The following is a 12,769-nucleotide window of genomic DNA, read 5'->3' as shown; positions in this document are numbered from 1 at the left end:
ATGATCACAATTAAAATTGGCGGAAGTGTAGTAGACGATTTACATCCATCAACAATTGCAGACATTAAAAAAGTAGCAGAAACTGAAGGGGTAATCATCGTTCACGGTGGCGGAAAAGAAGTCACCAAAGTATGCGAACAGCTTGGAAAAGAACCAAAATTTGTAACATCGCCAAGTGGCATTAAAAGCAGATATACCGATAAAGAAACCGCAGAAATTTTCACCATGGTGATGTCTGGCAGAATAAACAAGGCAATTGTACAAATGCTTCAGAAAAACGGCATTAATGCGATCGGACTTTCAGGAATAGATGCCAGATTGATCCAAGCTGACAGAAAAAAGAAATTACTCATAGTAAATGAAAAAGGCAGAAAACAAGCGATTGACGGCGGATATACAGGGAAGATTAGAGAAGTGAATTCAAAATTCATCAAATCCCTCTTAGAACAAGGCCTAACACCAGTCATTTCACCCATAGCAATGAGCGAAGAGTCAGAATTTCTGAACATTGACGGAGACAGGGCTGCAGCATATGTTGCAGGCAAAGTCGGTTGTGATAAAGTATTATTCATCACAAATGTTGATGGATTATTAATGGATGACAAACTTGTTACAAAACTCACATTGGCAGAAGCAAAAGAAATTAGACCGAAAATAGGACCAGGAATGGAAAAGAAAATTCTGGCATCCACAGAAGCATTAGATATGGGAGTAAAAGAAGCATTGATTGGAAATGGACAAAGAGAAAATCCAATCTCTTCTGCAATTGCACATGATAATTGTACGGTGATTGAACATGAGTGAAGACCAATTTATGGGAAATCTCTATCAGAGATTCCCAGTAACAATTGAAAGAGGAGTAGGATCACACGTATGGGATGTAGACGGAAAAGAATACATCGATTGCATGGGAGGATACGGAGTAGCTCTAGTAGGTCATAAAAATCAAAGAGTCAATGATGCAATAAGAGAACAAATTGATAAAATAATTACTGTTCATAGTTCATTGTATAATAAAACAAGAGAAGAATTTTTGAAAACACTGATTGGGTTAGCGCCAAAAGGCCTAACACAAGTTCATCTAAACAACAGTGGTGCCGAAGCAATAGAAGCTGCTATGAAGTTTGCAAGAAAATTTACTGGAAAGAAAGGGATGGTTGCAATGAAAGGATCATACCATGGAAAATCATTTGGAGCTTTATCACTAACATTTAATCCAAAATATCGAACGCCATTTGCACCACTAGTAGAGAAAGTTTCCTTTGCAACATATGGAGACATTGAATCATTGCGTTCAGTAATTGATGATGATACTGCGTTTGTAATTTTGGAACCAATACAAGGAGAAAGTGGAATCATAGTTGCACCAGAAGGGTTTTTGCAGGAAGTCAGAAAACTGTGCGATGAAAAAGGAATTGTGTTAATTTTTGACGAAATTCAAGCTGGTCTAGGTAGAACTGGACGATTGTGGGCTTGTGATCATTGGAATACTGCACCAGACATTTTGTGTCTCGCAAAAGGAATTGCAGGAGGCGTTCCAATGGGTGCAACTCTTGTAAGACCAGATATCTTAGCTTCAATAAGTAAGGGCGAGCATTCATCAACATTTGGAGGAAATCCAATTTCCTGTGCAGCAGGAACTGCAGCTCTCAAGGCAATCACAGAAGATGGTTTGATTGAAAACTCAGAGAACATGGGGAAAATATTCAGAGAAGGTTTAGAAAAATTAAAAGAAAAACACCCCATAATCAGAGAGGTCAGAGGAAAGGGCCTCATGATAGGAATTGAAATGAAATTTGAGGTCAAAGATATTCTGATGGGATTGATCGAAAAAGGAGTCCTAATGCTTTACTCTGGAAGAAACATCCTCAGAATCCTTCCCCCATTAGTAATATCTGAAGATGACGTAACAAAAGTTTTACATGCTCTAGATTCCGTACTAACTGAAGAGGAAGAAAAAAGAAATGTACAAGGATAAAGTAGACGAAAAAATTATCGGGTATTTGAAAGAGGATTCTAGGGAATCATTTGTAGACATTGGTAAAAAACTAAAACTTTCAGAATCAGCAGTTAGAAGACGTGTAAAAAATCTAGTGGACAGTGGAACAATCAAAAAATTCACTCTAGAAATTGGGGAAGAAAATTCAACAAGTGCAATCGTTTTAGTTTCGGTAGATTCTGCAACAGACACATCCAAGGTATCACTAAAACTTGCAAAATTGGAAGGAGTGAAAACAGTTTATGAGATTACTGGCCAATATGACATCACAACAATAATGAGCGCAACAAACATTGCAGAAATCAACACCACGATTGACGCTCTAAGAAAAATTCCAGGAGTGGTAGATACTAACACGGTCATTATTTTGAGAAAAATAATCTAATTGCGACTTTCGTTTCAAAATTTAATTTCAAAACTAATTTAGGATCATTTTTACTTTTTTCCAACGAACTTAGTACGAATATGTTTATATCATCAATTTATGTCAACGATATCAGTAATGAAAGATCCGAATCACTATGCAAATCTATACAACGCATATGAAAAAAATCCAAAGAGAATTAGGATTTTAGACAGCACTCTAAGAGAGGGAGAACAACATCCAGGTGTTTCATTTACAAACAAACAGAGAATCCAAATTGCATGGATGTTAGATTATTTTGGTGTTGATCAAATTGAGATTTCACCGGTTGTATCTAATGACCATAAAGAAGCAACTAAAACAATTATCAAGCAAGGACTAAAAGCAGATATTGTTTCTCACGGACGTGCACTCAAAGAGGATATAGACATCTCATTAGATTGCGATGCCAAATGGTGTGCAGCATATTTAGGAATTTCAGACATACATCTAAAAGATAAATTGCGAATTTCAAGAGAGGAAGCACTTGAGAGAGCGGTGGAAACTGTGGAATATGCAAAATCACATGGACTAAAAATTAGATTCACAGTTGAAGATGGAAGTAGAGCAGAGCCAGAATTTCTATTAAAAATTTGCAAAGCTATCGAAGAAGCAGGAGTTGACAGGATTAGTCTCCCAGACACTGTAGGAATTCTACGTCCAATTGGAATGTATAATTTTGTTAAAAAAGTAAGAGAGGTTGTAGATGTGCCATTAGATGCACATGTGCATAATGACATTGGTTTTGCAGTAGCAAATGCATTTTCAGCATGTGATGCAGGGGTTGATCAAATTCACACTACAATTGATGGGATTGGAGAAAGAACAGGAATTCCCCCCCTTGCAGAGGTTGCAGTGGCATTGACTTATCTTTACAAATCACCAAACGATTTCAGGTTAGACATGTTACTTGACCTGTCCAGGTTAATTGAAGAGTATACATCGATTACACCATACGATTCCAAACCCATTGTAGGTTCATCAGCTTACAAACACAAAGCAGGTACACATCTTGCAGCAATTCTTCGAAATCCGGCAGCCTATGAACCAATTCCTCCTAGAGCAGTTGGAAATAGACGAAAGATAGTGTTCGGAGAATTGGCAGGAAAAACAGGTGCAGCATATTTGATGTCCCTTTTAGGATTGGAAAAGAACGATGAAGGTGCAAAAGCTGTCGCTGCAGGATTAAAGGGTCTAAGAATGGGTGATCTTATAGAGATCCCTCTAGAAGACAGACTTGAAAAAAAGATAATTAATGATAAATTAGAGGAGTAACGAAGAGAGAATATGTCAAAATGTGAAGAATGTGATGCAGATATTTCCGTACCAAGTGATGCACTTGAAGGAGAAATCGTAACATGTCCGGAATGTGGCGCAAGTTTTGAATTATCTCAAGGTTCAAACGGCTTCGATCTAAAGCCAGCCCAAACGGTTGGCGAGGATTGGGGACAGTGAATACTGACGTTACTATTCTTTACGATACCATCCGTTGGGAAGAAAAAGCTCTACTAGAAGCAGGTAAGAAAAAGAATATCAACATCCAGATGGTCGATTGTAAAAAATTGGCAATAAATTTAGAAAAAAAACCAGAAGATTATGGCGTAGTCATACAAAGGTGTGTAAGTTACTATAGAAATTTACATTCAACAGCAGCTCTTGAAGGGTTAGGTGTCAAAGTAATCAATTGTCTCAACACCGGAGTTTATGCTGGAAATAAATTATTCACACACATGTTATTAAAAAAATTCGGAGTGCCAACACCAGATGCAACTGTAGCTTTTTCAAAAGATGCAGCATTGGATACACTTGATTCGCAAGGATATCCAAGAGTAATCAAGCCAACAGTCGGTAGTTGGGGAAGATTAATTTCAAAATTAAATGACAGAGACGCAGCTGAGGGAATTATTGAAAGTAGGGAAAATATGTATCCGATTTATCAAGTTCATTATCTAGAAGAATTTGTACAAAGACCACCAAGAGACATTCGAGCAATAATGGTAGGGGATAAGATAGTTGCAGCAATTTACAGAACTTCTAAACATTGGAAAACAAACATGGCACTTGGCGGCGTAGCTGAACCATGCAAAGTCACACAAGAGATGGAGGAAATGTGCATTAAAGCAAAACATGCAATTGAGGGAGACATCGTAGGTGTGGATTTGATGGAAAGTGACGATAAAGGACTGGTTGTACACGAAGTAAACAATACAACTGAATACAAAAACACAGTAAGAGTGTGTGAAGTAGATATTCCTTCCCTAATGCTAGACTATGCACTTGAGATAGGCAAGTAAGAATTGGACACAAACTTTACAGTAACACCAAGATTTGCAGTGAAGATGCTAGAGAAAGCACTCAGGCTATACACACCATCTCTAAGTGAAAAACCACTGGCTGAATTTTTAGCCGATAAATGTGACGATTTAGGATTTGAAGATATTCAGATAGATGAGGTAGGCAATGTGATTGCAAAAAAGGGATCAGGTTCTCCAAAAATTATGTTGTGTGGACATATGGATGTGGTGCCAGGCAAAGTCAAAGTCAGAAAAGAAGGCGATTCGCTTTATGGCAGAGGGGCATCAGATGCAAAAGCACCGTTAATGGCAATGCTATTTGCAGCAGCATCAGTTCAAAATAATAATGGAACCGTATTTTTTGTCGGAGCAGTAGATGAAGAAGGTAACGCCACAGGAATTAAAAATTTAGTTAAGAAAAAGATGAATATTGATTACGCCATTTTTGGAGAGCCAAGTGGAATTAAACAAGTAACAATTGCATACAAAGGAAGGTTAGCAATAAGTCTCAAAATTAGTGTTGAAGATAGTTCTCATGCAAGTGCACCATGGTTATCAAAGAATGCAATTTTGGAATCTATGATTTTTGCAAGAGAACTAAAAGAAAAGCTAGAAGCAAACCAAGAAGGGAAAACAAAAGGAATGTTATTGACAGCTACAATGACTGAAGTGAAGGGAGGTACTAGCCACAATGTCACTCCAAAAGAATGTGAAACAACTTTCGACATTAGAATTCCAGTAGATATGAATTGTAAAACAATTGAACAAAAAATTTCAACACTTGTCAAAGAAATATCTCAAGAAAGAGACGTTGAAGCATTTTATTCAATTTTAGATGAAACTGAACCGTTTGAAGCTCCTCATAATTCAGCACTAGTTAGAGCTTTTACTCTAGGAATCATGGAAACTGAGCATTCAAGACCCACTTTAATTAGAAAAACAGGGACTGGAGACATGAATGTGCTTGGAAATCAATGGAAAATTCCGGTTGTAACTTATGGGCCAGGAGATCCTCATGAAGCTCATACGATTGATGAAAAGGTTTCAATTGATGAATATCTTAGAGGAATAGAAATTCTCAAGAAAACACTACAGCATTTAAAAAGACTTCATGACAAAAATATTCAATAATGCTGTGGTTTATCGGTTTAGGAATTTCTGGCTTCAAATCCATTCCCAGTGAGGCATTGGATGTTTTATCAAAAGCAGATATCGTGTATTTGGAGCAATTTACCAGCCCAATAGGAAAATCAGATTTAACAAAAATCAGAAAAGCAACAAATGGTGAATTTAAACTTGCAAAGAGATGGCTTGTGGAAGACGGCAATGAAATTTTAAAAAATGCAAAGAAAAAGAAGGTAGTGTTATTAGCATACGGGGATCCTTACATTGCAACAACCCATATCGAATTAAGAACAAGAGCAACTGAGGATAAAATCAAAACATATTCTATTCATGCAGCATCATCGCTTACTTCGATGATAGGGGAATGTGGTTTGCATTTTTACAAAGTAGGGAGAATTGCAACAATAATGAGTGAAATGAAATCATTAACAACACCATATTATGTAATATACAAAAATATTATCGAAGGTAATCATACAGTGCTACTCTTAGAATATAATCAAGACAAAGATTTTTTCTTAGATCCTAAAGATGCGTTAGGCGGTCTCTTAGAAACTGAAAAAGGGCAAATAAGAAATGTCATTAGTCCATCAACATATGTAATTGTTGCATCAAGAATAGGGTTCAAAGATCAGAAAATCATTTCAGGTAAAATATCAAGTTTGAAAAAAATTGACTTTGGCAAGCCGCCACATACAGTGATCATTCCAGGCAGATTACACTTTACTGAATCGGATGCACTAAAGTTATTTGGAGAGTGTATCGATGAGCCATTTGACAATACAGAAAAAACAAAGAAAATCTCCATTCAAATGATGAAAAAATATGTTCCAATGGTTCGAGAAGCATTAGAAGAGGTTGGGCCATTATACAAAGGTCAAAAAGAGTTTCAAGGAATTTTAGAAAATGCTGAATTGTATGTCAAAGATGCAGAGAAGTTTCTAGAAGACGGTCAAGATGAAGTGGCAATATTGAGTATAGGGTATGCAGATGGGCTTGTAGATGCATTAAGATTGGCAAAAGGCCTTGATCCAAAGATGTAATTTCTAGCGATGAATTAAAGAGAGGGTCAAAAATAGAAAAAACATTGGAGCCAATTGAAAAATCCATACTGTCAATCATGTATGTATCTCAAATTGAAGAAAAAAAACCATTTGAAATTATCAAGAAAAAAAGTATGCTTTCTGAAGACATTATTAATTCAAAAATTAACGATTTGATTAAAAATCAATTTGTAAATGAAGATAGAAGTACCCTTACTGAAAAGGGAAGAAACTCACTAGGCGTTGTATTGGCAGGAGGAGTTTTCGACATTATTCATCCTGGACATATTCACACATTAAATGCAGCAAAAGAATTGGGAGATGTTTTAGTTGTTGTCGTTGCAACAGACAATACAGCAGTAAGAATGAAGAAAAGAAGGCCACTTCATGCACAAGAACAAAGACAGGAATTGGTAAATTCATTATCAATGGTGGATCTTTGTTTAATTGGGCAAGAAGACGACATATTCAAAACGGTAAATCACGTAAAACCACAAATCATTGCATTAGGATATGATCAAATTCATCAAGAAAAATTCATCACTGAGGGATGTAAAAAAATAAAACTGGATGCAAAAGTTGCAAGATTGCAATCACCAATGCCTGAGAGCTCTAGTTCAAAAATTCAGAAAGAGTATGGGGAATCCATTCACGGGATTTAGGAATTTATTGGAATTTTAATTAAAACCTTAGAACCGTCTTTTAATTTTGCAGTTTTTCTTAAACAAGATTTTGAAATCAATTCTATTATAGAATCATCATGATGTGTACGCTCTAGTATGATTAATTCGCAATTTGTAGAATTGTTAAGTTTTGCAGTGAAACATTTTACCCAACCATAAGTTCTCTTTCCATCCGAAAAACTCTTAATTTTCACACCCTCCAAAGTTTCAAATTGTTTAATAGATTCTTGATGAATTTTTTGATCTAATCTAACATTTAGAGTCCCAGGGTATGGAACATATCCAATTTTGGATTGAAATTGTTTTGTGTAGCCCTTCAATCCCATATAGTATGCACCTTCACCCATTCCAGAAACTAGTGTGCCTTTTAGTTCAACATGCGAAGGTGAAGAATCAAGACTTTTTTGCAATATGGATGAAAGTTTTACCATTTCAGAATATCCTTTTGGAGTAATTTTTACAGAAATATTTCGTCCATTAATTATTCTCTCAATGAACTGATTTTGTTCTAATTCAAGAAGGTGTTTTGAAGCAGCCTGTTGAGATTTCTGAATGTTTTTCCCTAGTGAAGACGTAGTGATTGAGACATAGTTGTATTTTGCACCTTTTGAAAGTAGATATGAAAGAGTTAGGATGTGCTGAATTTTCAGTTCAGTCATCTATTCTAAGATACACCCAAGTCACCGAATGTTTTTAGTGTCATTCCATCAGAGTTTGATAATTTTGCAACTCTGTGTCCTATTACACATTCAACACCAGCATTTTTGGCACCTTCTAAAAGTCTCTGAGTGATGATTCCATCCAGTAGAAGATATTTGATTCCAGATTGTGAAGATAGTTTGCTTACAACTTCGCTGATTGGGACTTTGAAAACTTCATTTTGATCACCATCTAATGCAACTGCTTCAAGTGTTTCATTGAGATTTGGAAATATTTTGGCTGCTACTTCTGCAACAGGTCCATCATCCTTACTTTTTAGCTCAGGTGCAGGTTTTCCATCTCTAATTTCATTAGCAATAGGTCTTAGAATTTCATCGATTCTTGCTGGAGTTAATTCCTCAACTTCAACACCAGAATCTGCTTGAAGTTCATAATCTAATGTAACAACAGATTTGAGTTCTTTGAGAATGAATCCACCAGATCTATCACCGTCAAGGAATGCAACAACAGTGTCTTTTTTGTTACATAACTCTTTAATTGATTCATCAATTTTTGCACCTTCAATTGCAAGTACATTGTCATATCCAGCTCTTAGAAGATTGATTACATCTGCTCTTCCTTCAACTAGAATTACCCAAGTAGAATCAAAAACGCCAGAACTGCATGTTAGTTTTGATGGCCCATATGTGGCTAGTTTTCCAGTATCACCTTGATGAACATCATTTAACATGCTTTCACCTTCACTGACAGTTTTAGTTGCCCATTTTTGTTTAATTTCTTTTGCACGTTTTACAATATCATCTTTCTTTGCAGCTCGTACATCATCAATGGTTTCTAATCTAAATTGAGAATCAAATGGACCCACTTTGTCGATGCTTTCAATTCCAGCAGCGATTAATGCGCAAGTATCAATATCAGTACTCATCGGAATTAATGCATCACCAGTGGTGGTGTTAGATGTAGATTTCGCATTGACTTCAATGCGACCTACCTTGGAAACTCGTTGCAGTTCATTCAAATTCATCTCTGGGCCTAACAGTCCTTCTGTTTGGCCAAAGATGGCTCCGATTATATCTGCTCTTTCAACGAGTCCATCGACTTCATAGGAAAGTTTAACGTGATATTTGACAATTCCTGATTGAGGCATAAACTATTCATCTCCTTTATTATCATAATTTGGGTTTCTGCCTGCGATATATGAGGGTATCGCAAAAAAAGGTCTGAAAAATATAAAATTTTCAAAAATATATCCATTATAGCAAAAGCTATGAAAAAATCTAAAAATGAAAAATAATGATTTTGTTTATTCAGTGCTAAATGAGTGACCGCATGAACAGGATTTTGTAACATTTGGATTGTTAATTTTGAATCCAGAGCCCATTAGGCTTTCAATATAGTCTACGTTTGCACCTTGCAGATGATCAACGCTGTAGCTGTCAACAAGAAGTTTGACTCCATTCTCTTCTAAGACAATGTCATCTTCTTCTGGTGCTTTTTCAAAACCCATTCCGTAAGAAAGGCCAGAACAACCACCACCTTGAACATATACTCTAAGGTATTCAGGAGATTCTGCTTCTTCTTTCATAAATTCATGGATCTTTTCAGCTGCTTTTGCTGTAACTGTAACCATCTTTTGTGTTTGCTCAGTTGCCATTATGAAGAAAAAAGATGTTTCAAATTATAAGAAGCTTTTCCCACCTGACATACTAGTAATTCAAGAAATAATGGATATTTTACAAGAATTTTCAGTGATCTGCAATATGTTTAACTAAATCGCTCGAAGTTAAAATTCCCACAACTTTGTCATCTTCAATGACAGGTAATTTCCTAACATTTCGAGTAGACATCAAATCAGATGCGATCCATAAATCAGAATTAGGATCAATTGAGATTAAAGGAGAAGACATTATTCTTCTGACCGGAGTATCAATCGGATAAGAGTGAGCAGTAATTTTTATTGCAAAATCCCTATCGGTAATAATTCCAACAGGTAAATTATTTTCTAAAACTACAACAGAGCCGACCCCAGCATCTTCCATCATTTTTGCAGCATTAGTTGCAGTTACAGATGAATCAACAGAGACAACAGAATTGCTCATAATCTGTTTTACCAAAGTTTTTTGTCGAATAGGATCAGAGTAATTCATCGATTCGTTTTATCTAAAGGAATATTTCAAAGGGTAAATTGAATTTCAATTATGATAATCATGCTCATTAAAATCAGAACCCAAAGATACTGATAAAATAACCGTAGTATCAGTAGTTTGAAATTTTAGTTCTTTATCAGGTAAGAAACTACGAAATACTTGAGTTAGTAATTGTTCGGTAAAGACAGACCATTTTAATCCTAATTCATGTTGAATTAAAAATATGTGCATATCACCTTCCACTCGATGATCAGAGTTCATCCCAGATGCGCGCATGTAATCTTCTAATGTTTCAATACAACGTTTCAAATCATATCCACCTTTGATAAACAAAACAGTATCCTTGATCATAGGAAACATCAAAGTGATTATTTCATCAATATCTTTTCCATCTAATTCCCCCCCCAATGCTTCAAGAATTCCTTTTGGAACAGGAATCATTCCAATTTTACTTGAGAATCTATCCCATTGAACATATTTTTCTAGAATTTGTCGGACTAGAACATTTTGTGAAATACCTTTCTGAGTAGATTCCGTCTCTAATTCAGTGACAAGTTTTTCAGGAAGTCTATACGTAATGCTCCTAGTAGATTCCTTTTTTGCTAAATGAGTTTGTCGTTTTGTAGTAGCTAAATCTTTTTCCATCATTTTTAACTCAAAGAGGGATTACTAATAATTAATTTATGCGTGTATTGGGCACAAGCTCAACAGATGTTATTTCTAGATCACATTTGAGAGAGATAGATTTTACCTTACTTTTGTATAAAAAGTACTTTTTTCCATCTTGGTTAATTGAACCAGAAATAGCAAGTAATTTTGCATCATACAAAGTCTGCAATCTTCTATATACAGTACTGATAGGAATGTTCTTTTCACCAGAAATTTCCATTGCAGATTTTGGTTTTTCTAAAGTATTATGGAGAATTAATTTGCAATATTTGTCAGCAAGGATTTCCAAAATGACTTGTTTTCTTTCATCGTCCATTATTTTTACAGATTGAACTAATTCTTGCATAAAAAAACAGCTTCAAAATTAGATATAATAGATAAGACTGCACTGCAAGACAATGCATTCACATTATAACCGATCATAATAGAATTATTTTCTAGAATCTCAACAGATCATAAATTTGAAAAATTTGTCTGTATAGTTATATCATTAGATCACATAAGAATCCATACTCATATTCCTACATATGAAAAACCACTTTTGATTTAATTGAATGATCTTGACAATGCAGTCATGCAGAAAAAATTCGGTCTGGTAGGAATACCAATCTTGCTTGCATTATTAATTGGAATGACAGCAGGAGATATTCAATTTTTGCCAGATCTAAATACAGAAACAAAAACTATCTTAGATGTTCAATCTCAAAGTGCATCGGAATTACAACCACAGATTGCTGAAGCCGAGGAGCAACCTGTAAAAGAATACACGTTGATAATTGAGCAAACAGACATTCAAATATCAGATACTGCAGTATGGCATGCTTGGACATACAACGGAACAGTACCGGCACCAACTCTAATGGTAAATCAAGGTGATCTATTACGAGTCAAAGTAATCAACAATCATGATTTGACCCATAGTTTTCATGCTCATATGAGTGACTATGATCCTAAACATGATGGATCCCCAGTCAATGTAATCACAGGAGTAGGGGCTGGTTCAATGATTCCACCAGGTGGTGAATGGACATATGAATACAATGTAAACACTTGGGGAACAACATTTTTCCATGATCACGCAGCATCTGAAGGTCTTGGAATAAAAGATCATATTTTGCAAGGTCTTTATGGCAATATCATAATTGAAAGAAATCCTCCAAGACCATACATTGACAGACAAATTCCAATCATAATGTCAGAATTAGGCTACAATATTGAAAAAACGGAAAAAGGCCCCATACCATACTATCTCATGAATGGTAAAGGTATGCCCGGCGGAGAGAAAGCTCTTGAAGAAATTTTTGCAGAGCAAGGATTGGACGGAGTTGTTGCACAATTCAATTACACATTACCTGTGTACAAGGCAAAGGTTGGAGAAACAGTTGAATTTAGCGTTACAAATCTAGGAGACCAAATCCATTCATTCCACTTACATGGAAATAAAATGATTTCAAGTACAAATGAGAGAGGCTCTACAATAACCTCTCAAACATTCCCACTAGTTCAAGGAACACTTGAATCATTCATTATCAAACCAGACAAACCAGCAGTTTGGCTATTCCATTGTCATGTTGTTAGTCATGCAGATGCAGGAATGATAGGCCTGTTCATAGTTGAAGAATAGTCTTCACTTTTTTTATTTTTTTATTAAAAATAATCAAAATTATGGTGTTTTAATGCCAAAAAGTAAAAATCACATCTAAAAATTAACAAATCATTTAAAATCTTTGAAAACAATTATCATCA

Annotated in this window: 16 protein-coding genes; 10 read left to right on the top strand and 6 right to left on the bottom strand. The window is 35.5% G+C overall.

All coding sequences use genetic code 11. The annotated features are described in order from the left end of the window. The 9 genes from ACW9XH_RS02030 to ACW9XH_RS01990 all read left to right on the top strand — a co-directional run bounded on the left by ACW9XH_RS02030 (position 1) and on the right by ACW9XH_RS01990 (position 7,526). Entirely contained in the window at positions 1 to 804 is an 804-nt protein-coding gene (locus tag ACW9XH_RS02030) for a [LysW]-aminoadipate/[LysW]-glutamate kinase (RefSeq protein ID WP_457758970.1), read from the top strand. Next, complete coding sequence (locus ACW9XH_RS02025) at positions 797 to 1,978, top strand: aspartate aminotransferase family protein (RefSeq protein WP_457758969.1); 1,182 nt, start codon at positions 797 to 799, stop codon at positions 1,976 to 1,978. Before ACW9XH_RS02030 ends, ACW9XH_RS02025 begins: the two co-directional genes overlap by 8 nt. Further along, positions 1,965 to 2,384 (top strand): HTH-type transcriptional regulator LysM, encoded by a 420-nt coding sequence (gene lysM, locus ACW9XH_RS02020; protein ID WP_457758968.1) that lies wholly within the window; start codon positions 1,965 to 1,967, stop codon positions 2,382 to 2,384. The genes ACW9XH_RS02025 and lysM overlap by 14 nt, the downstream gene beginning before the upstream one ends. Positions 2,385 to 2,501: 117 nt before the next feature. Further along, positions 2,502 to 3,677, top strand: coding sequence for a LeuA family protein (locus tag ACW9XH_RS02015; RefSeq protein WP_457758967.1), 1,176 nt, complete (start codon positions 2,502 to 2,504; stop codon positions 3,675 to 3,677). A gap of 12 nt (positions 3,678 to 3,689) precedes the next feature. Continuing rightward, positions 3,690 to 3,857, top strand: coding sequence for an alpha-aminoadipate/glutamate carrier protein LysW/ArgW (gene lysW/argW / locus ACW9XH_RS02010; protein WP_457758966.1), 168 nt, complete (start codon positions 3,690 to 3,692; stop codon positions 3,855 to 3,857). After that, a complete protein-coding gene (lysX, locus tag ACW9XH_RS02005; protein ID WP_457758965.1) occupies positions 3,854 to 4,696 on the top strand; it encodes a lysine biosynthesis protein LysX in 843 nt (280 codons plus the stop codon). The genes lysW/argW and lysX overlap by 4 nt, the downstream gene beginning before the upstream one ends. Before the next feature lie 3 nt (positions 4,697 to 4,699). After that, positions 4,700 to 5,827, top strand: coding sequence for a M20/M25/M40 family metallo-hydrolase (locus ACW9XH_RS02000; protein ID WP_457758964.1), 1,128 nt, complete (start codon positions 4,700 to 4,702; stop codon positions 5,825 to 5,827). Beyond that, on the top strand, positions 5,827 to 6,864 hold the full coding sequence (dph5, locus tag ACW9XH_RS01995; RefSeq protein WP_457758963.1) for a diphthine synthase: 1,038 nt from the start codon (positions 5,827 to 5,829) through the stop codon (positions 6,862 to 6,864). The genes ACW9XH_RS02000 and dph5 overlap by 1 nt, the downstream gene beginning before the upstream one ends. 77 nt (positions 6,865 to 6,941) lie before the next feature. Next, entirely contained in the window at positions 6,942 to 7,526 is a 585-nt protein-coding gene (locus tag ACW9XH_RS01990) for an adenylyltransferase/cytidyltransferase family protein (protein WP_457759093.1), read from the top strand. Here ACW9XH_RS01990 and ACW9XH_RS01985 read toward each other — a convergent pair. From ACW9XH_RS01985 to ACW9XH_RS01960, 6 genes are all read right to left on the bottom strand, one after another. After that, on the bottom strand, positions 7,523 to 8,206 hold the full coding sequence (locus tag ACW9XH_RS01985; protein ID WP_457758962.1) for a DUF120 domain-containing protein: 684 nt from the start codon (positions 8,204 to 8,206) through the stop codon (positions 7,523 to 7,525). The two genes, ACW9XH_RS01990 and ACW9XH_RS01985, sit on opposite strands and share 4 nt — an antisense overlap. Before the next feature lie 5 nt (positions 8,207 to 8,211). Further along, on the bottom strand, positions 8,212 to 9,354 hold the full coding sequence (dnaG, locus tag ACW9XH_RS01980) for a DNA primase DnaG (protein ID WP_457758961.1): 1,143 nt from the start codon (positions 9,352 to 9,354) through the stop codon (positions 8,212 to 8,214). Positions 9,355 to 9,510: 156 nt separating this feature from the next. Further along, positions 9,511 to 9,861, bottom strand: a complete 351-nt coding sequence (erpA, locus tag ACW9XH_RS01975) for an iron-sulfur cluster insertion protein ErpA (protein WP_457758960.1) — start codon at positions 9,859 to 9,861, stop codon at positions 9,511 to 9,513. 91 nt (positions 9,862 to 9,952) lie between these two features. Next, positions 9,953 to 10,354 carry a CBS domain-containing protein gene (locus tag ACW9XH_RS01970; RefSeq protein WP_457758959.1) on the bottom strand — a complete coding sequence of 134 codons (402 nt, stop codon included), beginning with the start codon at positions 10,352 to 10,354 and terminating at the stop codon, positions 9,953 to 9,955. 45 nt (positions 10,355 to 10,399) lie between these two features. Beyond that, positions 10,400 to 11,002 carry a hypothetical protein gene (locus tag ACW9XH_RS01965; RefSeq protein ID WP_457758958.1) on the bottom strand — a complete coding sequence of 201 codons (603 nt, stop codon included), beginning with the start codon at positions 11,000 to 11,002 and terminating at the stop codon, positions 10,400 to 10,402. 28 nt (positions 11,003 to 11,030) lie between these two features. Continuing rightward, positions 11,031 to 11,369 (bottom strand): ArsR family transcriptional regulator, encoded by a 339-nt coding sequence (locus ACW9XH_RS01960; protein ID WP_457758957.1) that lies wholly within the window; start codon positions 11,367 to 11,369, stop codon positions 11,031 to 11,033. A gap of 228 nt (positions 11,370 to 11,597) precedes the next feature. Here ACW9XH_RS01960 and ACW9XH_RS01955 point away from each other — a divergent pair, with 228 nt between their 5' ends. Next, on the top strand, positions 11,598 to 12,647 hold the full coding sequence (locus tag ACW9XH_RS01955) for a multicopper oxidase domain-containing protein (protein ID WP_457758956.1): 1,050 nt from the start codon (positions 11,598 to 11,600) through the stop codon (positions 12,645 to 12,647). Positions 12,648 to 12,769: the final 122 nt, after the last annotated feature.

It is taken from the genome of Candidatus Nitrosopumilus sp. bin_32a, assembly GCF_054095935.1.
This window is presented reverse-complemented; position numbering and strand designations above follow the sequence as displayed.

Bases quoted from the DNA above. Each gene is read 5' to 3' on its own strand.
- ACW9XH_RS02030 (WP_457758970.1), top strand. From the start codon at position 1: ATGATCACAATTAAAATTGGCGGAAGTGTAGTAGACGATTTACATCCA.
- ACW9XH_RS02025 (WP_457758969.1), top strand. From the start codon at position 797: ATGAGTGAAGACCAATTTATGGGAAATCTCTATCAGAGATTCCCAGTA.
- lysM (WP_457758968.1), top strand. From the start codon at position 1,965: ATGTACAAGGATAAAGTAGACGAAAAAATTATCGGGTATTTGAAAGAG.
- ACW9XH_RS02015 (WP_457758967.1), top strand. From the start codon at position 2,502: ATGAAAGATCCGAATCACTATGCAAATCTATACAACGCATATGAAAAA.
- lysW/argW (WP_457758966.1), top strand. From the start codon at position 3,690: ATGTCAAAATGTGAAGAATGTGATGCAGATATTTCCGTACCAAGTGAT.
- dph5 (WP_457758963.1), top strand. From the start codon at position 5,827: ATGCTGTGGTTTATCGGTTTAGGAATTTCTGGCTTCAAATCCATTCCC.
- ACW9XH_RS01990 (WP_457759093.1), top strand. From the start codon at position 6,942: ATGTATGTATCTCAAATTGAAGAAAAAAAACCATTTGAAATTATCAAG.
- ACW9XH_RS01985 (WP_457758962.1), bottom strand. From the start codon at position 8,206: ATGACTGAACTGAAAATTCAGCACATCCTAACTCTTTCATATCTACTT.
- dnaG (WP_457758961.1), bottom strand. From the start codon at position 9,354: ATGCCTCAATCAGGAATTGTCAAATATCACGTTAAACTTTCCTATGAA.
- erpA (WP_457758960.1), bottom strand. From the start codon at position 9,861: ATGGCAACTGAGCAAACACAAAAGATGGTTACAGTTACAGCAAAAGCA.
- ACW9XH_RS01970 (WP_457758959.1), bottom strand. From the start codon at position 10,354: ATGAATTACTCTGATCCTATTCGACAAAAAACTTTGGTAAAACAGATT.
- ACW9XH_RS01965 (WP_457758958.1), bottom strand. From the start codon at position 11,002: ATGATGGAAAAAGATTTAGCTACTACAAAACGACAAACTCATTTAGCA.
- ACW9XH_RS01960 (WP_457758957.1), bottom strand. From the start codon at position 11,369: ATGCAAGAATTAGTTCAATCTGTAAAAATAATGGACGATGAAAGAAAA.
- ACW9XH_RS01955 (WP_457758956.1), top strand. From the start codon at position 11,598: ATGCAGAAAAAATTCGGTCTGGTAGGAATACCAATCTTGCTTGCATTA.